Source organism: Ancylobacter sp. Lp-2 (assembly GCF_020523795.1).
Taxonomy (GTDB): Bacteria; Pseudomonadota; Alphaproteobacteria; order Rhizobiales; family Xanthobacteraceae; genus Ancylobacter.
Genome location: NZ_JAJALI010000006.1, coordinates 107,715 through 133,663, shown reverse-complemented (window position 1 = coordinate 133,663; position 25,949 = coordinate 107,715). Strand labels below are relative to the sequence as shown.

25 protein-coding genes are annotated in these 25,949 nt (G+C 68.4%); 8 read left to right on the top strand and 17 right to left on the bottom strand.

Annotation, left to right across the window (positions count from 1 at the left end):
• Window positions 1-6: 6 nt before the first annotated feature.
• From LGR54_RS16040 to LGR54_RS15995, 10 genes are all read right to left on the bottom strand, one after another.
• A complete protein-coding gene (locus LGR54_RS16040) occupies window positions 7-780 on the bottom strand; it encodes an SDR family NAD(P)-dependent oxidoreductase (protein ID WP_230362999.1) in 774 nt (257 codons plus the stop codon).
• Window positions 777-2,159 (bottom strand): MmgE/PrpD family protein, encoded by a 1,383-nt coding sequence (locus tag LGR54_RS16035; RefSeq protein WP_230362998.1) that lies wholly within the window; start codon window positions 2,157-2,159, stop codon window positions 777-779. The genes LGR54_RS16040 and LGR54_RS16035 overlap by 4 nt, the downstream gene beginning before the upstream one ends.
• Window positions 2,156-3,682 carry a tripartite tricarboxylate transporter permease gene (locus tag LGR54_RS16030; protein ID WP_230362997.1) on the bottom strand — a complete coding sequence of 509 codons (1,527 nt, stop codon included), beginning with the start codon at window positions 3,680-3,682 and terminating at the stop codon, window positions 2,156-2,158. The genes LGR54_RS16035 and LGR54_RS16030 overlap by 4 nt, the downstream gene beginning before the upstream one ends.
• Complete coding sequence (locus LGR54_RS16025; RefSeq protein WP_230362996.1) at window positions 3,679-4,155, bottom strand: tripartite tricarboxylate transporter TctB family protein; 477 nt, start codon at window positions 4,153-4,155, stop codon at window positions 3,679-3,681. Before LGR54_RS16025 ends, LGR54_RS16030 begins: the two co-directional genes overlap by 4 nt.
• A gap of 102 nt (window positions 4,156-4,257) precedes the next feature.
• Complete coding sequence (locus LGR54_RS16020) at window positions 4,258-5,244, bottom strand: tripartite tricarboxylate transporter substrate binding protein (RefSeq protein WP_230362995.1); 987 nt, start codon at window positions 5,242-5,244, stop codon at window positions 4,258-4,260.
• Window positions 5,245-5,307: 63 nt separating this feature from the next.
• Window positions 5,308-6,738, bottom strand: coding sequence for an MmgE/PrpD family protein (locus LGR54_RS16015; RefSeq protein WP_230362994.1), 1,431 nt, complete (start codon window positions 6,736-6,738; stop codon window positions 5,308-5,310).
• 23 nt (window positions 6,739-6,761) lie between these two features.
• A complete protein-coding gene (locus tag LGR54_RS16010; RefSeq protein ID WP_230362993.1) occupies window positions 6,762-7,430 on the bottom strand; it encodes an FCD domain-containing protein in 669 nt (222 codons plus the stop codon).
• Window positions 7,431-7,728: 298 nt separating this feature from the next.
• Window positions 7,729-8,646, bottom strand: a complete 918-nt coding sequence (locus LGR54_RS16005; RefSeq protein WP_230362992.1) for a diguanylate cyclase — start codon at window positions 8,644-8,646, stop codon at window positions 7,729-7,731.
• On the bottom strand, window positions 8,643-11,534 hold the full coding sequence (locus tag LGR54_RS16000; protein ID WP_230362991.1) for a hybrid sensor histidine kinase/response regulator: 2,892 nt from the start codon (window positions 11,532-11,534) through the stop codon (window positions 8,643-8,645). Before LGR54_RS16000 ends, LGR54_RS16005 begins: the two co-directional genes overlap by 4 nt.
• Before the next feature lie 115 nt (window positions 11,535-11,649).
• A complete protein-coding gene (locus tag LGR54_RS15995; RefSeq protein ID WP_230362990.1) occupies window positions 11,650-12,048 on the bottom strand; it encodes a hypothetical protein in 399 nt (132 codons plus the stop codon).
• A gap of 173 nt (window positions 12,049-12,221) precedes the next feature.
• On the opposite strand from LGR54_RS15995, the gene LGR54_RS15990 reads away from it, so the two are divergent.
• Entirely contained in the window at window positions 12,222-12,911 is a 690-nt protein-coding gene (locus tag LGR54_RS15990; RefSeq protein WP_230362989.1) for an HAD family hydrolase, read from the top strand.
• A 16-nt stretch (window positions 12,912-12,927) separates the two neighbouring features.
• Here LGR54_RS15990 and LGR54_RS15985 read toward each other — a convergent pair whose 3' ends face one another.
• From LGR54_RS15985 to LGR54_RS15955, 7 genes are all read right to left on the bottom strand, one after another.
• Window positions 12,928-13,698, bottom strand: a complete 771-nt coding sequence (locus LGR54_RS15985) for an SDR family NAD(P)-dependent oxidoreductase (RefSeq protein WP_230362988.1) — start codon at window positions 13,696-13,698, stop codon at window positions 12,928-12,930.
• 42 nt (window positions 13,699-13,740) lie between these two features.
• A complete protein-coding gene (locus tag LGR54_RS15980; protein ID WP_230362987.1) occupies window positions 13,741-14,436 on the bottom strand; it encodes an ABC transporter ATP-binding protein in 696 nt (231 codons plus the stop codon).
• The gene (locus LGR54_RS15975) at window positions 14,408-15,247 is read right to left on the bottom strand and encodes an ABC transporter ATP-binding protein (protein WP_230362986.1); all 840 of its coding nucleotides are present in this window, start codon (window positions 15,245-15,247) and stop codon (window positions 14,408-14,410) included. The genes LGR54_RS15980 and LGR54_RS15975 overlap by 29 nt, the downstream gene beginning before the upstream one ends.
• On the bottom strand, window positions 15,241-16,257 hold the full coding sequence (locus tag LGR54_RS15970) for a branched-chain amino acid ABC transporter permease (RefSeq protein WP_230362985.1): 1,017 nt from the start codon (window positions 16,255-16,257) through the stop codon (window positions 15,241-15,243). Before LGR54_RS15970 ends, LGR54_RS15975 begins: the two co-directional genes overlap by 7 nt.
• A 10-nt stretch (window positions 16,258-16,267) precedes the next feature.
• Window positions 16,268-17,209, bottom strand: a complete 942-nt coding sequence (locus LGR54_RS15965; RefSeq protein WP_230362984.1) for a branched-chain amino acid ABC transporter permease — start codon at window positions 17,207-17,209, stop codon at window positions 16,268-16,270.
• 140 nt (window positions 17,210-17,349) lie between these two features.
• A complete protein-coding gene (locus LGR54_RS15960; RefSeq protein ID WP_230362983.1) occupies window positions 17,350-18,456 on the bottom strand; it encodes a branched-chain amino acid ABC transporter substrate-binding protein in 1,107 nt (368 codons plus the stop codon).
• Window positions 18,457-18,532: 76 nt separating this feature from the next.
• Window positions 18,533-19,219, bottom strand: a complete 687-nt coding sequence (locus tag LGR54_RS15955) for a GntR family transcriptional regulator (RefSeq protein ID WP_230362982.1) — start codon at window positions 19,217-19,219, stop codon at window positions 18,533-18,535.
• A gap of 170 nt (window positions 19,220-19,389) precedes the next feature.
• On the opposite strand from LGR54_RS15955, the gene LGR54_RS15950 reads away from it, so the two are divergent.
• Genes LGR54_RS15950 through LGR54_RS15920 form a run of 7 tightly spaced genes read left to right on the top strand, consistent with a single transcriptional unit; the run spans window position 19,390 to window position 25,944 of the window.
• Window positions 19,390-19,932, top strand: coding sequence for a cupin domain-containing protein (locus LGR54_RS15950; protein WP_230362981.1), 543 nt, complete (start codon window positions 19,390-19,392; stop codon window positions 19,930-19,932).
• 55 nt (window positions 19,933-19,987) lie between these two features.
• Entirely contained in the window at window positions 19,988-20,740 is a 753-nt protein-coding gene (locus tag LGR54_RS15945; RefSeq protein ID WP_230362980.1) for an SDR family oxidoreductase, read from the top strand.
• A gap of 4 nt (window positions 20,741-20,744) precedes the next feature.
• The gene (locus LGR54_RS15940) at window positions 20,745-21,563 is read left to right on the top strand and encodes an aspartate dehydrogenase (RefSeq protein WP_230362979.1); all 819 of its coding nucleotides are present in this window, start codon (window positions 20,745-20,747) and stop codon (window positions 21,561-21,563) included.
• Window positions 21,564-21,578: 15 nt separating this feature from the next.
• Complete coding sequence (locus LGR54_RS15935) at window positions 21,579-22,805, top strand: FAD-binding oxidoreductase (RefSeq protein WP_230362978.1); 1,227 nt, start codon at window positions 21,579-21,581, stop codon at window positions 22,803-22,805.
• A 17-nt stretch (window positions 22,806-22,822) separates the two neighbouring features.
• A complete protein-coding gene (locus tag LGR54_RS15930) occupies window positions 22,823-23,824 on the top strand; it encodes a 4-hydroxyproline epimerase (RefSeq protein ID WP_230362977.1) in 1,002 nt (333 codons plus the stop codon).
• Between the two features lie 18 nt (window positions 23,825-23,842).
• Window positions 23,843-24,157: an NIPSNAP family protein gene (locus LGR54_RS15925; RefSeq protein ID WP_230362976.1), complete on the top strand. Its 315-nt coding sequence runs from the start codon at window positions 23,843-23,845 to the stop codon at window positions 24,155-24,157.
• A gap of 11 nt (window positions 24,158-24,168) precedes the next feature.
• Window positions 24,169-25,944, top strand: a complete 1,776-nt coding sequence (locus LGR54_RS15920) for a cobalamin-dependent protein (protein ID WP_230362975.1) — start codon at window positions 24,169-24,171, stop codon at window positions 25,942-25,944.
• The last annotated feature ends 5 nt before the right edge of the window (window positions 25,945-25,949 follow it).

Here is a 25,949-nt window from a genome sequence, read left to right as displayed (position 1 = left end):
CGACGCTCACATATAGGCGCCGCCATTGACGTGCAGGGTCTGGCCAGTGACGTAGCGCGCCGCCGGGCCGCACAGGAAGCGCACCAGCGCTGCCACCTCGTCCGGGGTGCCGCGCCGCCCGACGAGATTGGCGGTCGAGCCGTGGTGATGCGGGCGGGGACCGCCGTCGCGCACCGTGTCGATCAGACCGGGCGAGACGAGGTTCACCGTGACTCCATTCCCGGCCATTTCATGCGCGAGCGCCCGGGTCAGGCCGTCGAGGCCGGCCTTGGCGGCGACCACATGGGCGCGGTTGCGCGCGCCGATATAGGCGGTGAGGCCGCCAATATTGATGATCGCCGCTTGCCCGGAACGCGACAGCGGCTCCAGCGCCGCCTTCGCCATCAGGAACGGTGCATCGAGCGACAGCGCCATCACGCTGCGCCATTGCTCATAGGTGAGCTCGGCGAGCGGTGCCTCGTCGCGCACCGCGGCGTTGTTGACGAGGATGTCCAGCCGGCCGAACGCCTCGGTCGCCGCCTCGACCATGGCGGCGACATCGTCGGGGCGGGTGACGTCGCCGAGCACGCCCAGGGCCTGGCCGCCGGCCGCCGCGATGGTGTCGACGACGGCGTCGACCGAGGTCCGGTCGCGCCGCCCGACGACCATCACCGCCGCCCCGCCCTCGGCGAGGGCGAGGGCAATGGCGCGGCCGATGTTGCGCGACGCGCCGGTGACGAGAGCGACCCGTCCGGCCAGCTCCCGGCCGGAGAAGGCGAAGGCGTCGGGAACGAGGGTCATTGCGCGCCGTACCGTGCGGGCGCGAGGTCGACGGCGCCGCCCGAGGCGAGGGCCGCCAACGCGGCCCGCAGGGCGGCGATGCCGGCGTCGTCCATGTGGCCGAAGGACAGATTGGCCTCGAACTTCGCCGTCAGCTCGGCGTCGTCCAGCGGCTCGTGTGCGCCGCCGCGCATATGCGGCTGGCGGAAGCTCATCACCCGGCCATCCCGGAGCGTGGCATCGAGCTGGCCGGAGAAATTGCGCGGATACTCGTCGGCCGGGTCGATCTCGTAGGCGATCTTCGCGGCGAGCGCCTGCACGGCGGGATCCTGCGAGCGGGCATCGGTGAACTGGCCGAGGCCGGCCGCGCCGTCGAGGAAGGCCACCGCCATGCAATAGGGGGTGGAGAACTTGCCGGCATAGCCGTTCGGCGGGCGATGCTTGCCGGCGAGCGGCTCCCACAGCCGGTGCACCGTGCCTTCGCCCACCTTGCAGCGGATCGCGACGATGTCGTCCGCGCTCACGCCGCTCGCCGCCAGCTTCAGCGCGCAGTCGATGAAGGGCTGGGTCATGGTCCCGCAGGCATAGGGCTTGAAGGCGAGGCCCTCGATGACCCAGCGCGTGCCGAGGCCTTCGGTCAGCCGGGCGAAGTCCGGCGTCTTCGACGGCGCGAAGGCCTTGAACATGCCATGCGTGCCCTCGAACACCGTCGGCGGCCCGGCAAAGCCGGCGCGGGCGAGGTGCACGGCGCGCAGCCCGGCCTGCGCCGCCGCGCCGGCATGCAGCCGCTTGGTGGAGGAGCCGTCGGCGAGATATTCGATGATGCCCGAGGCGAGGCTGCCGGCGATGCCCAGCGCGCGGGCAGTGGTCTCGGCGTCCAGACCGAGCACGGCGGCGACGGTGGCGGTGGCCGCCGGGGCGCCGAAGATCGCGGTGGGGTGAAAACCGGCCTTGTGCGTCGCCTGCGGGGCGACGAGGCTGAGCCGGCACATCAGCTCCGCCCCGACCGCGATGCCGCGCATCACCGCCTCGCCGCCGATGCCGTGCTGCTCGGCCGCCGCCAGTGCCGCCGGCACCACCACGGCGCCGGGATGCACCGGGCCGCCCTCGAAGGTGTCGTCGAAATCCTCGCCATGCGCGGCGGTGCCGTTGACCAGCGCCGCGTCATACATGCCAAGCCGGCGGGCATGGCCGAGCGCGGTGCAGCGGCCCTCGTCGACGGCGCTGGTGAGCGCCGCCTGCACATAGTCGGTCTCGCGCGCGGCGACGATCAGCCCGGCGATGTCGAACAGTAGGCTGCTGCACACCGCGGCCGCTGCGGAGGACGGCTTCGCCGAGGCGGCGAAGGTGCCGACCGTGGCGGCGAGCGGGGCGGCGGGGAGGGGGCTGTGCTGGTTCATCCGTGCGCTTCCTGCCCGTGGGTCTGATGGTCTCGAATGTGCTGGGCCTTGGCCCGGCGCGCGTCGCGTAGCTCGCGGGTGAGCGAGAAGATGACGAAGCCGGTGGCAGCGAGCAGCAGCCCGACGCAGATCGGGTCCTGCAGGAACACCATCATGTCGCCGCCCGACAGCACCAGCGAGCGCCGGTAGCTGGATTCCACCATGTGGCCGAGCACCACGCCGAGGATCATCGGCAGGAAGGGGAAGCCGGTGCGCCGCATGAGATAGCCGACGACGCCGAGCGCCAGCGCGATGCCGAGATCGAAGGTCGAGGTATTCAGCGTGTAGATGCCCGAGAGGATGAGCGCGAAGATGAAGCCGGCGCGGTAGGGACGCGGACGGTTCACCAGCCACACCGCCGCCGGCAGCAGCAGCATGCCGACGCCGATCTGCGCGATGATGGCGACGAAGGAGCCGACATAGAGGCTGTCGATCACCTGCGGGTTCTGCTCGAACAGGCGCGGGCCGGGCAGCAGGCCGTGCATCAGCAGGCCGCCGAGCAGCACGGCGGTGGAGTTCGAGCTCGGTATGCCGAAGCTGAGCAGCGGGATGAGCGCGGTGCTCGCCACGGTGTTATTGGCCGTCTCCGGCGCCGCGACGCCTTCCTCCGAGCCCTTGCCGAACTTCTCCGGCGTCTTCGACCAGCGCCGCGCCTCGTTATAGGACATGAAGGCCGCGATGGAGCCGCCGCCGCCGGGGGTGAGCCCTTCGAACAGGCCGAGGATGCAGCCGATGGTCTGCGAGCGCTTCAGCTTGTTCATCATGGAAAGGCTGGGCAGGCGGATGCGCACCGATTCCTTCAGCTGCGTCAGCGAGGTGGAGCCGGACTGGCTCATCAGCTCGGTGAGCGCGAACAGGCCGACCATCACCAGCACCGGCTCGACGCCGTTCAAGAGGTCCGGCACGTCGAAGGTGAAGCGGGTGACGCCGGAGATCGGGTCGGTGCCGACGGTGGCGATCATCAGGCCGATCACCGCCGCCGCGAGGCCCTTCACCAGCGAGCCGCCGGTCATCGAGGCGATGACGCTGAGGCCGAGAATGCCCAGCCCGAAATAGGAGGGCGGGGTGAAGGCGAGCGCCAGCCAGGACAGGGGTTCGGTGAGCAGCACCAGCATGGCGAGGCCGAACAGGCTGCCGACCACGCCGGACATCAGCGAGATGCCGAGCGCCTCGCCGGCCCGGCCCTGGCGGTTCAGCTCATAGCCGTCGATCACGGTGGCGGCGGAGGAATTGGTGCCGGGCGTGCGGATGAGGATGGCCGGGATCGAGCCGCCATATTCGGCGCCGATATAGACGCAGGCGAGCAGCGCGATCGCCATCGCCGGGTCCATGGTGTAGGTGAAGGGCAGCACCAGCGCCATGGTGATCGAGGCGGAGATGCCCGGCAGCGCGCCGCCGAGAATGCCCCAGGTGAGGCCCATGATCGCCACCAGGATCAGCGGCGTGCCGGTGAGCAGATGGACGATGTCCCAGAACGTCGTCATGAGAACAGTCCCTGAAACAGAGTGCCGACGGGTTGGCTGACCCCGAGAAGCTTGACGAAGACCGCCCAGTAGAGCGCCGCACCGCCCAGCGCCGCGACGGGCACCGTCCAGCGCCGCGGGGCGCCCTCATAGAGCGTCACGCTGCCGATCAGCAGCGCCACCGCGATGAAATAGCCGACATAGGGAAGCAGCAGCACATAGGCCGCGCCGAGGGCGAGGAAGCCGAGGGCGCGCGGCAATCTGGCGTCGCGCTCCTCGTCCTCGGGCCCTCCGGCGGCTTCCGTCCGGGCGGCGAGCGCGCCGCGCACGAGGAGAACGAGCCCCAGCACCGCCAGCGCGGCGGCGAGCACGTGCGGCAGGCCGACGGCGCCGACCTCGTCCTCCAGCGTGCTGTCCGGGATCGCCCCCGTGGCCCAGTAATAGGCGCCGGCGACCGCGAGCAGCACCACGCCGCTCCAGGTATCTTTGTTCATGGCAGACCCTTTCCCGAAGCCACGACGCGGCCGCCTAGCGGTCCGCGTCGCGCAGGGTGATCCGATCGGCGCCCACCGCGCCGACGGTGGCGGGAGCCAGCGCTATTTGATGGCGCCGGTCTCCTTCAGGAAGGTTTCGGTCGTGGTGGCAAAGGAGTTCACGAAGGTGGGGTAGTCCTTGTGGTCGATGAACTTCGCCACCAGCACTTCCTCGGTGTATTCCTTCTTGTACTCGGGATCCTGCAGCACCTTCTGGATCGCGGTGTCCCACGCCTTGGTGACGGCATCCGGCAGGCCCTTGGGGCCGGCGAGGCCGCGGAACTTCACCAGCTGGACGTCGAAGCCGGCTTCCTTCACCGTCGGCACGTCCGGCTTCTCCGGCAGGCGCTCCGGATTGAAGGTGGCGAGGACGCGGATCTTGCCGGCCTCGATCTGCGAGCGCAGTTCCTGGAATTCGCCGACACCGATGTCGAGCGTGCCGTTCAGCACGTTCAGCATCATGTCGCCGCCGCCCTCATGGGTGACGATGGCGGCATTGACGCCGGCGGCATGCTTAAGCTGCTCGGCCGCCTGGCGCTCCAGCGAGGCGGGGTTGGCCGCGCCCCACTTGCCGCGGTCCTTCTTGGCCTTGTCGATCACGTCCTGCAGCGTCTTGTACGGGCCGTCGGCACGGGTGAACACCACCTCGCTGTCGGCGAAGATGTTCACCAGCGGCTCGAGGTCCTTGTAGGTCTTCGGCGGCTTGGACAGCAGCGAGGTGTAGATGTAGGTCGGCGTGGTGGCGTAGAACACGCTGCCATCGGCTGGCGCGCCGGCGACCCGGGCTACCGCCTTGGCACCGCTGCCGCCCTGCACGTTCTCGACGACGAAGGTGGCGTCGATGTACTTGCCGAGATATTTCGACAGCTCGCGCAGGAACACGTCGGAGCCGCCGCCGGGGCTGGAATGGGTGACCAGCGTCACCACCTTGACCGGATAAGGCGCCGGATCGGCCGCGGCCTTGCCGGCGAAGAGGCTCCCGCCCGCCAGCGCGCCGGCCAGCAGGAGCGCCAGACCCGTTCTGCGGGTCAGTTCGACCTTGAAGTTCATGCTCGTTCCTCCCAGTGAAAGGCGGCACCTCTTCGGGTTGCTCGCCGGTCGTTCCGCGGATCGCTATTCCGCCACTGCCCGTATCTCGCCGGCATCGGTGGCGGAGAGCAGCGCCATCAGCCGCGAAAGGTCCGCGCCGGTATCGAGGCTGCGCGCCAGCGCCAGCACATCCTCCTGCGCCGAGGCCTCCAGCACGCCCTCGGCGCACATGCGGAACTTGGCGTCGAGATCGGCATCGCTGATCGGGTTGAGCGGGCCGCCGCGATAGCGCTCATCCGCCCATTCCACCAATGTGCGACCGTCCTTCGTCTCGACCTCGATGCGCGAGCGGATCAGGTCGTAGCCGCGCGCGTCGATCTCGAGGTCGTTGATGACGTCGGTGCGCGCCTGCAGGTCCTGCATCGCCGGGCCGGCGACGAAGGCGTCCTCGAATTCATGATGGCTGGCGCGCCGGCGCAGCACGATCATCGCCAGCAGCGCCGGCATGGAGAACTTGGCCTGCAAATGGTTGCGGGCGATGGGGTAGCGGATCGGCTCGATGATGTTCTTGCCGGCGAAGAAGCGGATGCGCTCCACCTGTTCCGGCTTCAGGTCATGGTCGAGCACCAGCTTCAGCATCGCGTCCATGGACTGATGGGTGAGGATGCCGGACGGATAAGGCTTGATCGACACGCCGGGGCTGACGATGGTCAGCGGATTGCCGAAACCCTGTACCGCCTTGCCGGCGTCGAAGCCTTCGCCCATCACCGAGAAGAAGCCCCAGGGACCGTCGAGCGCGGTGGGGTCGGCGTCGAAGCCGCGGGCGGCGAGCAGGGCGGCGGTGATGCCGTTCTCGCAGGCGCGCCCGACATGCAGCGGCTTGGTCATGGTGCCGAAATTCACCCGGATGCCGGCCGCGAGGCTGGCGGCGATGCCGAAGGCATGGGCGAGGCGCGGGCCGGTGAGGCCGAGCAGCTTGGCGGCGGCGACGCAGGCGCCGAAGGTGCCGACCGTGCCGCTGGAATGGTGGCCGCGCCGATAGTGACGGGGCAGCATCCATTCGGAGATCTTGCACTCCACTTCGAAGCCGAGCTGGAAGGCGAGCATCACCTCACGCCCGTCGCGCCGCCCGAGCATGTCGGCGACGACCAGTGCCGCCGTCAGCGGCGGGATGGTGGGGTGGGTGAGCAGGCCGTAGACATGGGCCGGGTCGTGCGAGACCTGGGTGTCGTCCCAGTCATGGGCATGGCCGGCCGTGCCCCAGATGCGCCCGGCGAGCGGCGCGGGAACGCGGCGGGCGCCCGCCGCCGGCAGCGGCGCATCGGCGCGGCCGCCCTGGTCGAGCGCGTCGGCGACCAGAATGCGCACGGACGATTCCTGGCTGCCGGCGAGGTAGAGGCCGACGGCATCGACGATGCAGCGTCGGCCGATGCGCAACGCCTCCTCGGGAAGATCCGCATAGGTCGTCGTCTCGACGAACCGCAGCGCCTGGCTCGTGATATCGGCAGCGCTCATGAATTCACTCCTGCGATGAAACGTTAGGAAAGGCCGGCGTTCGCCATCAGCCGATGCTTGGCCGACATCACATGCGCCATGTGAGCCGCCTGGGCGCGGTCGGGGTCGCGGGCGGCGATCGCCTCGACCATCTCGTGGTGCTCGCGGTTCGACACCTGCATGGAATCGACGAGCATCAAATTGCGGGCACGGTAGAGCTGGAGCTGCTTGATCAGCGACAGATACTGGCTGGCCAGCACCGGATTGGCGGCATGGGCGACGATGAATTCGTGCAACGCGAAGTTCTCGCGCAGGTAACGGTCGGTGTCGTCGGCGGCGATCGCATCGTCCATGGCGGTGACGAAGCCGCGCAAGGTGGCGATCTCCGCTTCGCTGGCGCGCATTGCCAGCAGGCGCCCGGCGAGAGCGAACAGGAAGGCCCGTACGTCATAGATCTCCGCCGCCTGCTGCGGCGTCAGGCGACGAACGAATACGCCCCGATTGGGAATCTGCTCGATCAGCCCGCTGGATTCCAACGAACGCAGCGCCTCGCGGATCGGTCCCCGGCTGGTGCCGAAGCGCAGCGTCAGTTCCTTCTCGTTGATGCGGTCACCCGGAGCGTACTGGCCGCTCAATATGACCCGCTGGATCTCTTCCTCGATGAGCATCGGCAGGGAGCGCGACTTGAGCAGTTCGATTTCGGGCGTCGGCATGCGTCCCTCTCCGTTGCCATGGATCTAGCGATGGAATTGCCCTCATGTCAATTGAAGATTGTAGGACAATTTATTCGAAGGCGACTTATTCGCAGCTCACATCGTCCCGCGCCGCGCCATGTCGGAGCGGTCGCGGCGGCGGGACCTTAGGGTGGACAGGTATGGGTGCCGGAGCGCCCGGCGGGGCGGGGCGAGCCGCTTTCACCGCCTCGCCATGTGGGGAGGCGCGAAGGGGGCGGATCATCGCCCGAATGGAAGGCGCGGCGCCTCGCTCGGTGAGCCGGCACGGGACGGACGGCTACACCGCCAGGACGAACTGCGTTCCGAGCACCTGGTTCCGGCCGGCGGATTTCGCGAGATAGAGCTGCTCGTCGGCGGCCCGCACCCAGGCCTCGGGAGAAGCGCCGAGCGCACAGGCGGCGGTGGCCACGCCGACGCTCACCGTGACGAAGGAGGCGGTGTCCGAGGTCTTGTGCGGGATGTCGAGCAGTTGGACGCGCCGATGGATCTGGTGCGCGACCTCCATTGCCTCCTCATGCGAGCATTCCGGCAGCACGCAGGCGAATTCCTCGCCGCCATAGCGGACGGCGACATCCGCCGCGCGGTTCATCGTCCGCTTGAGCGCGGCCGCCACCATGGAGAGGCAGCGGTCGCCAGCGGTGTGGCCGTAGGAATCGTTGTAGCGCTTGAAGAAGTCGATATCGACGAAGACGAGCGACAGCAGCGCGCCGCTGGTGGCGAGCCGCAGCGTGTCCTGGTCGAGCGCCCGCTCCAGCCGGCGCCGGTTGCCGAGGCCGGTGAGCGCGTCGGTGACCGCCATCTCGGCCAGCTGGTCGCGCATGCGCTTCATGTCGAGATGGTTGCGCACGCGCGCCCGCACCGCGACCGGACTGATCGGCTTGGTGATGTAGTCGATGGCGCCGAGCATCAGGCCGCGCACTTCCGCGTCCCGGTCACCGAGCGCCGTGGTGAAGATGATCGGCACGTCGCCGATGATCGGGTCGGCCTTGAGGAGGCTGCACACCTCGTAGCCGTCGAGCCCGGGCATCAGCACGTCGAGCAGGATGAGATCGGGCAGGTTGGTACGCGCGACATCGATCGCCTCGGCGCCGGACGTCGCGAAGTAGATTTCGTAGTCGTCTTCCAGCGCGGCCGACAGAATCTCGATGTTCGAGACCTCATCGTCAACGATCAGCACCGATTGGCGCTCGTTCAAGATCGGCTCTCCTCATTCGCCATCCGCTCGGCAATCTGGTGTGAGAAGGCCAGCGCGGCATTGAAGTCAAGGCTGTTCACGGCGGCCTTCAGCGGCTCCAGCAGTGCCGTGCCGGGGCCGACGGCGTGGTCCAGCCGCTCGAAGGTCTTGCGCGCGCCCATGCTGCGCCGCTCGAGCTGGGTGGTCAGCGTGGCCAGCAGTTCGCGTGCCGTGTCGTCGAACCGCACCTGTGGGGGGAGGGCCGCCGCCACAGCCGGCGCTGGCGCCTCCTCGGCGGGGCTGAGCGAGCGGGCCGCGGCCAGCGCGGGCTGCATGGCCTCGTCGAGGCGGGCCACCAGCGGGCCCAGCCTGTCGGTCTCGCGATGCGCCAGCGCGTCCTCGGCCTGACGGGCCGCTTCGCTGACATGGCGCAGCTCCAGCGAACCGGCCACTCCCTTCAGCGTGTGCGCCAGCCGCCGGGCCTCGTCGAACTCGCCCTTGGCGATCTGCTGGCGCAGGGTGGCGACGGTGCCGGCATTCTTCTCGCCGAAGCCGATGATCAGCCGCATGAGCAGCGGGCGCTTGCCGTTCACCCGGTTGAGCGCGGTGGCGATGTCGAAGGGCGGCAGCATGTCGGGCAGCCCGGCCGGCGCCCGGGGCGCTTCCGCCGCTGCAACGACGGGGGGCTGCGATGCCGCCGGCGCGTCCGCCGTCGTGCGCCGCACGCCGTCGCGATGCCGGAGGATCCAGCGATCGAGGGTGCCGATGAGCAGTGGCGGGTCGACCGGCTTGGCGATGTGATCGTCCATCCCGGCCTCCAGGCAGGCCTGGCGCTCACGCTCATAGGCATGGGCGGTCATGGCGATGATCGGCAGCTGGCTCGACGGGATGGTCCGGCGGATGCGCCGGGTGGCTTCGTAGCCGTCCATCTCCGGCATCTGCACGTCCATCAGCACCGCGTCGTAGTGCCGGCCGGCGTCGAGCACCATCTCGCAGGCGATGCGTCCGTTGCCAGCCAACTCCACCAGCAATCCACCGTCGGTCAGGATCTCGAAGGCGACCTCGCTGTTGATCTCGTTGTCCTCGACCAGCAGCACCCGCGCGCCGCGCACGCCGGCCGACACCGCCGGAATGCCGCCGGCGGTGTCGAGGCCGGAAGGCGCGTTCAGCTCCGCTTCGCTCTTCGGCCGGAACAGGTCGACGATGGTGTCGAGCAGCATGCGCGGATCGATCGGCTTGACCAGGAAGGCGGCGACGCCGGCATTGCGCGCCGCCGCCATGGCGTCCTCCCGCGCATAGGCGCTGACCATCAGCGCCACCGGCAGCCGGGTGAGGGTGGGCGTGCGCTCCAGCTCGCGCACCAGATCGACGCCGCTCATCGTCGGCATCTTCCAGTCGACCAGCAGCAGGTCGTAGGGCGTGCCCTGCGTCGCGGCGGCCTCCAGCGCGGCCAGCGCCTCCGGCGCGGAGGCGGCGAGGTCGGTCTGCAGCGACCAGCCGGTGAAGATGGCGTGCAGGATCTCCCGCGCACCGGGATTGTCGTCGACGATCAGCACCCGCAGGTTCAGCAGCGCGGGCGGGAACTCCACCACCTTGGCGGGCTGGGCAAAGCCTTCCTCCAGGCGGATCGTGACGGTGAACACGCTGCCCTTGCCCTGCGTGCTCTCGACGCCGATCGTGCCGCCCATCAGCTCCACCAACTGCCGGGTGATGGCGAGGCCGAGCCCGGTGCCGCCGAACTTGCGGGTCGTCGAGCTGTCGGCCTGGGCGAAGGAGCGGAACAGGTTGGCCTGCTGCTCGGCGTCCATGCCGATGCCGGTATCACGCACCGCGATTTCCAGCACCACGTCGGACGGGGTGGTGTCGGGCAGCCGGCGGACGGCGACCTGCACCTCGCCGCGATCGGTGAACTTCACCGCGTTGCCGACCAGGTTGAGGATGACCTGGTTGAGACGCAGCGCGTCGCCGACCACCATGTCCGGCACGTTGGGCTGGAAGGTGACGTTGATCGCCACCCGCTTCTCGGCTGCCTTCAGCCCGGCGATGTCGACGGTGGCCTCGACCTCCTCGCGGATGTCGAAGCAGGACTTCTCCAGCACCAGCTTGCCGGCCTCGATCTTCGAGAAGTCGAGGATGTCGTTGATCAGGCCGAGCAGCGCCGTGCTCGCCTGCTTGATCTTGTTGAGATACTCGTGCTGTTTGGGCGGCACCTCGCCGCGCAGCGCCAGATGGGTGAAGCCGAGAATGGCGTTCATCGGCGTGCGGATCTCGTGGCTCATATTGGCCAGGAACAGGCCCTTGGCGGCATTGGCGGCCTGAGCCTCGCGGGTGCGCTCCTCCACGCGCTGCTCGAGCGTCTCGTTGCTGAGCATGATCTCGTCGCTCATCGCCTGGATGCGGGAGAAGCCGCCGACCAGCATCTCGCAGATCCAGACGAGGATCGCAGTCTGGAAGGCGACGATGCCGGCATGCAGCCAGACGCGCGAGAGGTCCTGCCCGGCCGGGAATACGGCGGCGGGAAACAGCAAGTTGAGCGTGAGATGGTGCACGGCCACCGCGACCGCGGCCATGAGGATGGCGCGCCAGTCGCACCAGCCGATCATCAGCGCCAGCGAGGCGAAGAAATACATGTGCAGGTCCATCTGCCAGCCATGCCCGGCCAGCAGGAAGACGAATAGCGACGGCATGCCCATGAGCGCGACCGCCGACACATAGCGGGTGACGGGCTCCACCCCGTAGACCAGCCAGGAGACCGTGTAGGCGCCGGCCAGCCCGGCGGCGATCAGCGCTGGCGGCGTCATCGCCACTCCGACGGCGTAGGCGATGGCCATGGCCACGGGCACATGCAGCCAGAGCAGCGCGAGCAGCAGATAGCCGAAGCGGACCCGCAGGCGGTCGATCTCGATCATGGGGGCGGTCTCACAAGGAATTCACGGTGCAGGGCGGGCCCTGTCATGTCCGGCCGGCACCGTACGGAAAATTCACTACTGAAAAGCGCGGAAGTTGCTACCGAAAAGAACAAAACTACTGCGTGGCGCACCCGCGTAGCGCGCCGGCGTCCAGCGTGAGCCAGGCGCCCTCGCTGCGCAAGGCGTCGAGAAAACGCTGCTGTGTGTCGGCCTCGCCATGGGTCGCAACCACCATGCTGTCGAACCGGCCCATCTCGATGACCCGCCCGCCGGCACGGCCGACCAGCTCCATCGCCTCGCGGGCGCCGTACCAGGGCGGCACCACGACGGCGACATGCTCGGTGGAGGCCTTCGCGGTGAGCATCGTCAGGCTGATGACCGAGGTGCTGACCACGAGCAGCGCGACTGCCGGCCAGAGCTGGCGCCATCCGCCGCCGGCGCGGCGCGGGGCGGGGCGCACGGGGGAAGCGCGGAGATGGCGCGTCCCGGCAAGCGACGAGGGAAGCCCCGCCATGCGCCCTGGTTCGCCTGCTACGTCCATGCCCCGATCCTCGTAAGTCCGTTCCCTCAACCTACCGGGAAACCGCTCGTCTCACCATCCTGTCGGCGTTCGGAATTGGTAGTGGACGGCATCGATGTCATAAGGCGGGTGGCGGCCCGCGCGATGTGTCAAAGGGAGACGACGGCTTGTACCCAGAGGGCTTGCAGCGAGACGGTTCGCATCGAGGGACTGACATTCGCCCGCAGGCGATCATCTTCGATTTCGACGGCGTCATCCTCGATTCCGCGCGGCTGAAGACGCAGGCCTTCGCCGATTGCTACGCGGGCGAGGCGGAGGAGAAGCTCGCCGAGGTCGTCGCCTATCAGGATCGGCATGGCGGCATCGGACGCCGGGACAAGTTCGCCCATTACGAGCGCGAGCTGTTCGGCCGGCCGGGCGATCCGCCCGCGCTCGACGCACTGTGCCGACGGTTTGCCGAACTCATCGACACGGCGATGATGGAGGCGCCGTTCATTCCCGGCGCGGAGCAGGTGCTTGCAGTGCTTCACGGGCGATTGCCGCTGCATCTCGTCTCCGGCATGCCCGAGATCGCGCTGCGGGCACTGCTGGTGCGGCGCGGTCTGGACGGGTTCTTCACGTCGGTCGCTGGCACGCCCCGGTTCAAGCTGCCGGAGTTCCGCCGCATCCTCGCCGATGAAAATCTCGCGGCGGGCGAGGTGCTGGCGGTGGGCGATGCGCGCACCGAGTTCGACGCGGCGGTGGAACTGGGCATTCCCTTCCTCGCCATCGTCGCGGAAGGCGCGCCGGACTATTTTCCGGCCGACGTGCCGCGCCATCGCGACCTGTCGGGTTTCCTCGACTTCGTCGCGCGATAGAAGGCGAAGCGGGGGCTCAGTTCATCCACAAGCCGCCGGTGACGTTGATCGCCTGGCCGGTCATGTAGGCGGATTCGTCGGAGGCGAGGAAGGCGACCACCCGGGCGATGTCGTCGGGCACGCCGACGCGGCCGATCGGGATCATGTGCTCGCGCTCCTTGGCGGTGGGCAGGCCCTGCTCACGCGACATCCGGTCGGCATCGTCGCGCATCCGCGTGCCGACGATGGAGCCGGGGCAGACCGCGTTGACGTTGACGCCGAGCGGCGCCACCTCGGCCGCCAGCGACTGGGTGAAGGCGATCACCGCCGCCTTGGAGGCGGAATAGGCGCCGTAGCTCGGCTTGCCGATCTTGCCGAACCAGGAGGCGATGTTGACGATGCGCCCGGCGCGCCGCTCAATCATGTCCGGCAGCACGGCCTTGGCGACATGGAACACGCTGTCGGTGTTGATGGCGAACACCCGCTTCCAGGCGGCGGCGTCGATGTCGACAACCTTGCCGACGGCGGTGATCGCGGCATTGTTCACCGCGATGTCGACGGGCCCGAATGCCGCGCGGACCTGTGCGACGGCGGCATCCACCGCCGTGTGGTCGGCGACGTCGACCGGCAGCGCTAGCGCCCGGCGCCCGAGCGCGCGCACCATGCTGGCGGTCTCCTCTGCCCCGGCCGCGTCGAGGTCGAGAATGGCGATGTCGCAGCCCTCCTCGGCGAGGCGGGTGGCGATGCCGCGCCCGATGCCGACCGCCCCGCCGGTGACGAGGGCGACGCGCCCGTCGAGATGATACATCACGCTCTCCGTCTCAATGCGCGGCGCCCCGGGCGGGGCGAGCTAGTGGGAATCCTGGCCGTCGAGGCGGTGGTCCTCGAGATTTGGCAGATAGATGTCCTTGATGCGCGGATCGGCGGCCATCTTGGCGGCCGGGCCTGAGCATTGCAGCGAGCCGTGCTCCAGCGCGTAGACGAAGTCGGCCACCTCGAAGGACAGGTCGATGTTCTGCTCGACGAGGATGATCGACACCCCGCTCTCGGCCAGCTTCAGCACGATCTCGAAGATCTGGTGGATGATAATCGGCGCCAGGCCGAGCGAGGGCTCGTCGAGCAGCAGCAGTTCCGGGCTGCCCATCAGCGCGCGGCCGATCGCCACCATCTGCTGCTGGCCGCCGGAAAGCCGTCCGGCCGACTGGTGGCGCCGCTCGCCGAGGATGGGGAACAGCGCGTAGACCTGATCGCGCAGCTCGGCGAAGCTCTTGCCGCGGCCGGGGATGTAGCCGGTGATCAGGTTCTCCTCGATGGAGAGCTGGAAGACGCGCCGCCCCTCCGGGCAGTGGCCGAGGCCGCGCCGCACCATCTGGTAGGGCTTGAGGCCGGCGACCTCCTCGCCCTTGAAGCGGATGGAGCCGCGCGTCGGTTTGTTCAGCCCGCTGATGGTGCGCAGCAGCGTGGTCTTGCCGGCGCCGTTGGGGCCGATGATGCAGACGACCTCGCCGGGCAGCACCTCAAGGCTGATGCCATGTAAGACCTTCACCCTCCCGTAGCCGGACTCGATTGCGTCGACCGCGAGCAGCGGCTTCGATGTCCTTGATGGCTCCTGGCTGGCCAAGATACGCCTCCTGCACTTCGGTGTTGGACCGGATCTCGGCGGCGGTGCCCTGCGCCAGCAGCTGCCCGCGATTCATCACGACGATGATGTCCGAGATCGACATGATCAGCTTCATGTCGTGTTCGATGAGGACCATGGCGAGGTCCGGGGAGCGCAGCGCGAGGATGTGCTGCTTGAGCTGCTCGGTCTCGCCATGGTTGAGGCCGGCGGCCGGCTCGTCGAGCAGCAGCACGCGCGGCTCGGCGACGATGGCGCGGGCGAGCTCGACCAGTTTCTGCTGGCCATAGGCGAGGCTGCCGGCCTGCCGCTCGGCATGGGCGGCCAGCCCCAGCCGCTCCAACACCGCGTGGCAGCGGGCGCGGCGCTCCTCGGCGGCGGCGCGGCCGCTCAGCCCGAAGGTGTTGGCGATGAGGCTGCCGACGCGCGGCGGCACCAGCGCCACTTCGAGGTTCTTCACCACGCTCATGCCGTCGAACAGGCGGATGTTCTGGTAGGTACGCGACAGCCCGGCATGGGCGATGCGGTGTTTCGGCAGCTTCTGCAGCTCGACGCCATCGACGAGGATGCGCCCCGAGGTGACGCCGTAGGAGCCGGCGGCCATGTTGACCAGGGTCGACTTGCCGGCGCCATTGGGCCCGATGACCGCGGTGATGATGCCAGGCTTCACCTCGAAGGAGACGTCGTCGATGGCCGCCAGTTCGCCAAACCGCTTGGTGACGTGGTCGAATGTCAGCATTTGCCGCCTCCCAGCCGGCGCATCAGCCAACTCGGCCCGTATTGCCGGCTGATCAGGCCGCGCGGGCGGGCGAGGATGATGACCACCAGCGCCATCCCGTAGAACAGCAGCCGGTAATCGGCATAGGCGCGCAGCAATTCCGGCAGCAGGATCAGCAGCGTCGCGCCGAGCAGCGCGCCGAACGGATTGCCGAGGCCGCCCACCACGATCACCAGCACGATGACCAGCGATTCCCAGAAGGTGAAGCTCTCCGGGCTGACGAAGCGCTGCATGGCGGCGAACACCACGCCGCAGCCGCCGCCGATGAAGGCGCTGAAGGCGAACGCGACCAGCTTCACGCGGGTGGTGTTGATGCCGCAGCCGCGCGCGGCGTCCTGGTCCTCGCGCACGGCGGACAGGGCGGTGCCGAGCGCGCTTTCCTGGATGCGCCAGACGAACAGGAACACCACCACCAGCATGGCGACGAGGAGATAGAGGAAGTCGTCCGGCGTGCTCAGCGTCCAGCCGAACAGATGCGCCTCGTCGATGCGCGCAATGCCCTGCGGGCCGTTGGTGACGCGGTCGAGATTGTTCATCAGCACGCGGATGATCTCGCCGAAGCCCAGCGTGACGATGGCGAGATAGTCGCCGCGCAGGCGCAGCACGGGGATACCGAGCAGGATACCCGCGAGGCCGGCGAGGCTCGCCCCGATCAGCAGCACCAGCGCGAAGGGCAGGTGGATGTCGAACTGGCCGGAGGCCAGCAGCGCCCAGGAATAGGCGCCGATGGCGTAGAAGGCGACATAGCCGAGATCGAGCAGGCCAGCATAGCCGACGATGATGTTCAGCCCCAGGCCAAGCACGGCATAGAGCAGGATCATGTCGAGGATGCGCAGCGGGTAGGACGGCAGATGCGGCCCGAAGATGAGGAGCAGGACCGGCACGGCCAGCATCGCCAGCGCGCCGGGCCAGAGCTTGCGGGGGGCGGCGGCTCCCGAGGCGGGCGCCGCCGCGCGGGCGGGGCTTTCCATGTGCGATGCCTCAGAAGTCACTCTTGTACACCATGGTTTCTTCGCTGACGTGCTCGCCGAGCAGGCCGGCGGGCCGGAACAGCAGGATCAGGACCAGCACGGAGAAGGCGAAGATGTCGCGATATTCGGTGCCGATCAGGCCGCCGGTGAGCACCGGCATCCACGCGGTGGCGAAGGTCTCGATGAAGCCCAGCAGGAAGCCGCCGAGCACCGCGCCGGGGATCGAGCCGATGCCGCCGAGGATCGCCGCGGTGAAGGCCTTCATGCCGATGACGAACCCCATGGTGAAGGTCGCCACGCCGTAGAAGGACGAATAGAGGATGCCGGCGACGGCGCCGAGGCCCGGGCCGATGAAGAAGATCAGCGAGATGGCCATGTTCGGGTTGATGCCGACCAGCGAGGCGGTCTCGGCATTCTCCGCCACGGCGCGGATGCGCACGCCGAGATTGGTGCGGTTCACGAACAGCTCAAGGCCGATCATCAGGATCACGGCGACGAGGAAGATGGTGATCTGCTTGTAGGTGATGATGGCGCCGAACGTGTCGATCACGCCGCTGGGCAGGAAGGACGGGTAGATCAGCGGTCGGCGGCCACCGATCAGCATCACCGCGTTCTGGATCACCACCGCCATGCCGAGCGCCGAGAGCATCGGCGCGAGGCGCGAGGTGCCGCGCAGCGGCCGGTAGGCGACGATCTCGACGCTGACGCCGGCGAGGCCGATCAGCACGAAGGTGATGAAGCCGACGAGCAGCCCGCCGGTCGGGTGGCCGGCCACGCCGAGCGCGCCGGCAAGCGCGAGGCCGATGAAGGCGCCGGCGGTGAACAGCTCGCTATGGGCGAAATTGATGAGACGCAGCACGCCATAGACCATCGTGTAACCGAGCGCGATGAGCGCGTAGATCGATCCGACGGTGAGGGCGTTGATGATCTGCTGAAGAATCAGGGCGCCCATGGCAGCCTTCCGTTGCTTCCGGGGTCGAGCGAAAAGGGGTCCGGCGCGGGGATGCAGGGGCGCATCGCGCCGGACCCAGTGGCTTCACGGCGGAGGGGACCGGATCGTGAAGCAGGAGCAGCAGAACCGGAAACCGGGTCTTACTTGACGAGGCCGAACTTGCCGTCCTTCACCCCGTAGAGGAACAGGAAGGGCTTCTGCAGCTCACCTTCCGGCGTGAAGGAGACGTGGCCGACGATGCCGTCGAAGTCGCTCTTGGCGATCTCGGAGACGATGCCGGCGCGGGTCAGCGGGGCAGGGGCCTTCTTCATCGCCTCGATGATGATGCTGGCTTCGACATAGCCATAGGCGGAGTACGGGCCCGGCTCCTCGCCGAAGGCGGCCTTGTAGTCGGCGGCGAACTTCTTGAGTGCCGGCGACGAGTCATAGGGCGGCGCCTGGAACGACACCACCGCGCCTTCCGAGGCATGGCCGGCGCCGGCGATGAAGTCCGGCGTGAAGGCGCTGTCGGCGGCGAAGAAGGTCGCCTTGATGCCGAGCTCGCGCGCCTGCTTCACGAACAGGCCGACCGCCGGCATGACGCCGCCGAAATAGATCACGTCCGGGTTCTCGGCGCGGATCGAGGAGAGCAGCGCGCTGAAGTCCACATCCGTCTGGGCGATGCCGGAGAAGGAGGTGACGGTGCCGCCGCCCTTGGTGAAGGTGTCGCGGAACACTTCGGCGACGCCCTGGCCGAAGGCCTGCTTGTCGTGGACCACGGCGGCCTTCTTGGCGCCGAGCTTGGTCAGCGCGTATTCGGCCGGCGCGCCGCCCTGCGACAAGTCGTTGGCGATCGGGCGGAACAGGTTCTTGTAGCCGGCCTTGGTGACCTTCGGGTTGGAGGCGTTGGTCACCTGCGGCATGCCGCAGCGATTATAGATGTCCGACGAGGGGATGGTGACGCCCGAGTTGAAGTTGGCGACCACGCCGAGCATTCCGGCCGTGTCGCAATGCTTCTGGGCGATCAGCGTGCCCTGCTTGGGATCGCCGCCATCGTCGTCGCGCACGAGGACGAGCTTCTGTCCCTGGACGCCGCCGGCCGCATTCGCCTCGCGGATGGCGAGGTCCATGCCGTTCTGCCAGGTGGTGCCGAACAGCGCCTCGGCATTGGTGGTCGGCCCGGCCGTGCCGATGAGGATGTCGGCCTGCGCGGCTCCGGTCAGCGCCGCCATGGCAACGGCAGCGCAGAGCATGTTCTTCAAACGCATGTCAGTTCCCTTCTCTCCGGGGTCCGTTTCGGACCGTTTGTATTCAGGGTGCCAACACGCGCCGGCAGCCTGGTCTTCAAGCGATGTTGCGCGCGACGTTGCGCGCTTTGCCCCGCCGCCCTTCGGCCAGCGACGCGATGAGGTTGCGCGAGACGCGCTGGATATGCGCCCGCAGCGTGTCGCTACCCCGGCGGATGTCGCCGAGTCGGGCGAAGGCGATGAGCGCGCGATGGTCCTGAAGCTCGCGCTCCACATCCTCCGCCACCGCGATCTGCAGGTTCACGTAGCGGTTGGCGTTGTCATGCACGGTGCGCAGCAGCCGCAGCGCGATCATGTGGCCGCTCGGGCGATACAGCGCCTCGTGGAAGCGCCAGTTGAGCTCGCCCCAGTTCTCCACGCTGCCGCTCGCCATGGCCTCGTCGGTGACGGTCTCGGCCAGGACGAAATCCTCTTCCGTCATGTGCGGAATGGCCGCTTCGAACAGCCAGGTCTCCATGCGCATGCGGATCTCGAACAGTTCCTCGATCTCCTCCAGCGACAGGGAGGAGACCACGGTCCCCTTGTGCAGTTCCGACACCACGAGGCCTTCGGCCTCCAGCTGGCGGATCGCCTCGCGCAACGGGACGCGGGAAACCCCCAGCTCGGCGGCCAGCTTCTCCTGGCGCAGGGGTGCGCCCTCGGCCAGCTGGCCCGTGATGATCTGATGCCGCAATTCGGTGACGATCTGATCCGTCAACGACTGGCGGCCGACTTTCGCGATCATTCCATTCGCTCCATATTGAATACGATATTCAATTGATGAAGATCAACAAGCCTATTTAATAGGCATATTTATCTCATAAATGCTTATTTTTTGGTCTTTCATTCCAATTTTTCGAGGTCTAGCCTGAATATTGTATTCAATCCTCTCTGCGGAGAGAGCGGAGCAGACCCATGTCGGAACAAGCGGACGCAACTTCCCAGGCGGGCACGGCGACCCATGTCGGCGACGTGCTGATCAAGCAGCCGGGCGAGGCGATCAGCTACTGGCAGCCGGTGCCTGCCAATGGCCATATCGACGTGATCTTCGCCCCGCATGTCGTGCCGATGGAGTTTCCCATCGGCTTCGGGACGCAGACGGTGCCGCCGGGCGGCTATGTGCGCGAACATGCCCATGATCGGAACGAGGAGGTCATCTTCGTCGTCAGTGGCAAGGGGCGTGCCGTGATCGACGGCGTCGACCATCCGATGCTGCCGGGCTCGGCCTTCTTCATCGGCCGCAACCGCCGGCACATGTTCATCAACGAGGGCGAGGGCGACATCCTCTGGACCTGGCTCATCGTGCCGAACGGGCTGGAGGACTTCTTCCGCCTGATCGGCCGGGACCGCCAGCCCGGCGAGCCGGCGCCCGAGCCGTTCCCGCGTCCGGAAAACGTGCTGCAGATCGAGCGCGACACCGTCTTCGCCGCCCAGCCGACCGACCAGCGCCGGCCGTGAGCCCTTCGGCCGCCTGCCGGCCGGAGGCGACCCCTTCCTGACTGTCGAGGATTCCATGCGTCTCAAAGACAAAGCCGCCATCATCACCGGCTCCGCCGCCGGGATCGGTGAGGCGGCAGCCGAACTGTTCGTGCGGGAAGGTGCCCGCGTCCTGCTGGCCGACCGCAACGGCGAGGGTGCCGCCCAGGTCGCCGAGCGCCTGGGCCCGAACGCCATCGCCATGGCGGTCGACGTCAGCCGCAACGACGATGTGAAGCGGATGATCGATACCGCCGTAGAGCGTTTCGGTCGCCTCGACATCCTCGCCAACAATGCGGGCTACGGTATTCCGGGCACGGTTGTAAATACCGAGGAGGCCGACTGGGACGCGCTGATGGCGGTCAATCTCAAGGGCGTCTTCCTCTGCTGCAAGCATGCCATCCCGGCGATGGCGGCGCAGGGCGGCGGCACCATCGTCAACACCGCCTCCAACGTCGCCACCGTCGGCATCTTCGACCGCGCCGCCTATGTCGCCTCCAAGGGCGGCGTCGCGGCGCTGACCAAGGCGATGGCGCTCGACCATGCCGAGCAGAACATCCGGGTGAACTGCGTCGCGCCGGGCGTCACCTGGTCGAGCTATTTCGAGAAGATGGTCGCCAACCATCCCGATCCCGAGACCTTCAAGGCCAAGCTGAAGGCGCGGTCGCCGATCAATCGCTGGGCCCAGCCGGTCGAGATCGCCAGCGCCATCCTCTGGCTCGCCTCCGACGAGGCCTCCTTCGCCACCGGTGCGATGTTCACCGTCGATGGCGGCATGTCGGCCTGGTGAGGCCATGAGTGCGCCGCGCGACCCGGCTTGTCCGCGCCATGTCGGCCAGCGCCCTATCGGCCTGATCGGCTTCGGCGCCATCGGCCGTGCGCTGGCGGCGACGCTCGGCGCCGACCCGGCCTATCGCCTCACGGTGCTGCGGCGGGGGGATGGTGCGCTGCTGGCGGGGGTCGACGCGGTCGATACGCTGGAGGCACTGATTGCCGCTCGCCCGGCCCTGGTGGTCGAGGCGGCGGGGCAGGGCGCCGTCGCTGAGTACGGACCGGCGCTGCTGGAGGCCGGCATCAGCCTCGTCGTCGCCTCGACCGGCGCGCTCGCCGATGACGGGCTGCTGCACCGGCTTACCCTTGCCGCGGCGACCAGCGGGGCGCGCCTCGTCGTGCCGGCCGGCGCCATTGGCGGGCTCGACTACCTCGCCGCCATAGCCGGCCTCCCGGATGCGCGGGTGCGCTACATCTCGCGCAAGCCGCCGGCGGCGTGGAGCGAGGAACTGCGCGCGCTCGGCCACGATCCGGTGTCGCTGGCCGCGGAAGTGGTGCTGTTCGAGGGCGGTGCCGCCGAGGCGGCGGCGCGCTACCCGCGCAATCTCAATGCCGGGCTCACCGTGGCACTCGCCGTCGGCCCGGCTCTTGCGGGCGTCAGCGTCGTCGCCGATCCGGCGGTGACGAGCAACACGCACGAGATCACGGTGGAGAGCCCGGCCGGCCGTGCCGCGATGCGCTTTACCAACCGGCCGTCGCCGGACAATCCCAAGACGTCCGTCCTTACCGCGCTCAGTCTTGTCGCGGCGGTGCGGCGCCATTTCGATCCACTGGTCATTTGAAGGACGCAGCCCGGCATGTCGCGCATTCTCGTCATCGGCGCCGGTATCGTCGGTCTCTCCTGTGCGCATGCGCTGCGCGCGGAAGGGCACGAAGTCTCGGTGCTCGACCGCGACCCGCCGGGGGACAAGTGCTCCTTCGGCAATGCCGCCGGCATCGGCGTCACCGAGATCATCCCGGCCTCGGTGCCCGGCCTCGCCTGGAAGGTGCCGGGCTGGCTGTTCGACCCGCTGGGGCCGCTGTCGCTGCGCTTCCGTCATTTCCCGAAGCTGGTGCCCTGGCTGCTGCGGTTCCTGAAGGAAGGGCGCTGGGACCGGGTGGAGGCGATCGCCGCCTCGCTCGCCACGCTGTCGGCCCGCACCTATGACGACCTGCTGCCACTGCTCGCCGAACTCGACCTGACGGGCGACCTGCACCGCGTCGGAGCGCTCTGGGTCTATGAGACGCGCGAGGGCTTCGAGGCGGATATGCGCTTCCACAGGCTGCGCCGCCAGCACGGGCTCGTCTGCGAGGAAATGAGCGGCGAGGAGGCGCGGCGGATGGAGCCGGCGCTCGCGAGCAGCATCCGTCACGCGATCATGACCCCGCAATGGTCGAACGTTTCCGACCCGAAGCGCATCGTCGACCGGCTGCGCGTTCATCTTGAGGCGCGCGGCGTGACCTTCGTCACCGGCGAGGCGGCCGGCATCGCCGGTCGCGAGGTGCTGACGAAGGATGGCCGCCGCATCGGTTTCGAGCGGCTGGTGGTGGCGGGCGGCGCCTGGTCCGGACGGCTCGCCCGGACGATCGGCGACCGTGCGCTGATCGAGAGCGAGCGCGGCTACAATACCACGCTGCCGTCTCCCGGCGTCTCGCTGTCCCGCGAGGTGATCTTCGCCGAGCGTTCCTTCGTCGCCACCCCCATCGCCACCGGGCTGCGCATCGGCGGCGCGGCGGAGTTCGCCGGGCTGGACGTGGCGCCGAACTATGCGCGCTCCGACGCGCTGGCGGAGCTCGGCCGGCGCTTCCTGCCGGGGCTGAACACACAGGGCGGCACGCGCTGGATGGGCCACCGCCCGACCACGGCGGATTCGCTCCCCGTGATCGGTCGCTCGCCGACGCGCGACGATGTCTTCTACGCCTTCGGGCACGGCCATACCGGCCTCACCTTCGGCCCGACCACCGGCCGCCTGATCGCCGAACTGGTCGCTGGCCGGCCCACCTCTGTCGACGTCACGCCGTTCGCCATCCAACGCTTCAACTAGAGAGCGCCGAGCCCGTCATGAACCCGCACACTTTCCTCTGCGTCGACGCCCACACTTGCGGCAATCCGGTGCGCGTGGTCGCCGGCGGCGCGCCGCTGCTGCCCAATGTGCCGATGGCCGAGAAGCGGCAGATTTTCCTGCGCGACCATGACTGGGTACGCAAGGCGCTGATGTTCGAGCCGCGCGGCCATGACGTGATGTCCGGCTCGATTCTCTATCCGCCCTCGCGGGAGGATTGCGAGCTGGGCGTGCTGTTCATCGAGGTGTCCGGCTGCCTGCCCATGTGCGGCCATGGCACCATCGGCACCGTCACCGTGGCGCTGGAGCAGGGCTTCGTGGTGCCGCGCGTCGAAGGTCGGCTGTCGCTGGAAGTGCCGGCCGGCAAGGTCGAGGTCGAGTACACCCGCAATGGCCGCTTCGTCGACCAGGTGCGGCTGTTCAACATTCCGAGCTACCTGCATGCCGAAGGCGTCACGGTCGACATTCCCGGCTTCGGCGAACTGGTGGTCGATGTCTCCTATGGCGGCAACTACTACGCCATCGTCGAGCCGCAGAAGAACTGGACCGGCCTCGATGGCATGAGCGCCGAGGACATCCTGAAATGGAGCCCGGTCGTGCGGGCGGCGGTGCAGAAGGCGGTGGCGCCGGTGCATCCGGAGGATCCGCGCATCAACGGCGTCAGCCATGTGATGTGGGCGGACGGGCCGAAGAACCCCGAGGCGCATGCCCGCAACGCCGTGTTCTACGGCGACAAGGGCATCGACCGGTCGCCCTGCGGCACCGGTACCTCCTCGCGCATGGCGCAGCGCGTCGCCAAGGGCCTTTTGAAGGTCGGCGACGAGTTCGTGCATGAGAGCATCATCGGCACGCTGTTCCACGGCCGGGTGGAAAGTGCGGCCGAGGTCGCCGGGCGCTCAGCTATCCGCCCCAGCATCGGCGGCTGGGCACGGGTCTACGGCCACAACACCATCACCGTCGACGAGCGCGACCCGCTCGCCTTCGGCTTCCAGCTGGCGTGAGGCAGGGAGAAGCGAGCCATGATCCTTGAGGAACGCGACTACCACATCGTGCCCGGCCGGATGGGCGACTTCATCAAGACCTACGAGACGCTCGGCCTCGACATCCAGAAGCAGTTCCTTGGTGAATTCGTCGGCCATTTCGTCACCGAGATCGGCGAGCTGAACCATGTCGTCGCGCTCTGGCGCTACGACAGCATGGCCGACCGCGAGGCGCGCCGGGCGAAGATGCTCGCTCATGGGCCGTGGCAGGATTATCTCGCCGCCATCAAGGGCATGATCCAGAGCCAGCAGACGCGGATATTGGCGCCGACGCCGCTCTCGCCCATGCGCTGACGGAGATCACCGTGACCGCGTCCCTCCCGCCCCGCGACCAGCTGATCCCGCCGACGCTCCGGCCGGGGCGCGACCTCGTCGCGGAGGGGCGGGCGCTGGCGCGGGACTGGACGGTTGGCCGTAACGCCTTCCTCGATGCGCAAGGCGTCGCCAGCGAGGCGGACTACAAGCGTCGCGAGGCGGCGGCCGGGCGCATCATGCAGCACGCCCATATCGGCTTTCGCAGCGTCGAGCGCACCGTGACCGCCATCGCCGAGGTGCATGCGGCTGCCGCCCGGCAGGGCGCGCGGGTCGACCGCTTCGGCATCACCCTCGATATGTCGATGGGCTACCCGCCCGAACTGAGGAAGGGTAGCCGGCGCGGCACCGGCATCGTGCTGGAGGGGGCGGAAAGCTTCGCCCGCATCACCAATGCCGCTCCGGCGGCGGCGCATTTCGGCGACTTCATGCTCGGCCTGCCCGGCGCGCTGGACAACACCAAGGGCGCGCTGGCGGCGGGCGCTACCGCCATCGGCAATCTCGGCCAGTATTTCACCTTCCGCCTGCCGGACTGGGACGACGATGTCGCCACTACCCATGCCACCGTCACCGCGCTCGGCCTCATCGCCGCACAGCCGGTGGAGGTGCTGGTGCATTCCAATCTCGACGACGGCTTTGCCGGGCTGTTCTCCGACATGAGCTCGGCGCTCGGCATGGTGCTGGTCGAAAAGCACATCGTCGAGACGCTGATCGGCGCGCGGCTCTCGCACTGCTTCGGCCACCATTTCACCGCGCCGCTGGTGCGGATGGCGTTCCACGCGGCGCTGGCGAAGGTGATGGATACGCCGGGCACCATGATCTTCGGCAACACGGTGAGCTATAAATCCACGCCGGCCGGCAATTATGCCAGCCTCGCCAGCTATTTGCAGGCCGATATCTGGGCGCTCGCGCGCGCCCATTCGGGCCATGCGATCAATCCGGTGCCGGTGACCGAGAACGAACGCATCCCCGACATCGACGAGATCATCGACGCGCAGCTGTTCGCTCATCGCCTCGCCGAGCACGCCTGCGCCTCAGCCGGGCTGATCGACCTCGCCCCCGTCGATGCGCTCGCCGACCGGCTGGTGGAGGGCGGACGGCTCTTCGCCTCGCGTACGCTGGCCGGGCTGGCCGAGGCCGGCATCGATACTGCCGATGCGGCCGAGCTGATGTTCGCGCTGCGTGCCATCGGCCCGAAGCGGCTGGAGGCGGCCTTCGGCGCCGGCGAGCCGGATGCCGCCGCCTGGAGCGGCCGTCGCTCGGTGGCGCTCGCCGAATGGGTGGAGGAGCTGGAGCACGACGCCCGCGCCTGGGCCGCGCGCGTGCCGCCCGAGGCCGTCGCCCGCATTGCCGGCTGGCGCCCGGTCGCCTGCGTGGCGTCGAGCGACGTGCATGAGCACGGCAAGAACCTCATCGCCCGCACGCTGGATCATCTCGGCGTCGAGGTGGTCGATGGCGGCACCTCGGTCGATGCCGACGATCTCGTCGCCGCCGCGCTGGCGGCGAAGTCCGACCTGATCGCCATCAGCACCTATAACGGCGTCGCGCTGCGCTATGCGCGCGAGGTCAAGGAGGCGCTCGCCCGTGCCGGCGCCGACCTGCCGGTTTGCATCGGCGGCCGGCTCAACCAGGTGCCGGACGACAGCAATTCCGGCCTGCCGGTCGATGTCCGCGACGATATCCGCCGCATCGACGTCGTGCCCTGCGACACGCCGGACGACCTCACGAGCCTTCTTGCCACCCTCGCCAACGCCTCACCCACGCCATAGGAAAC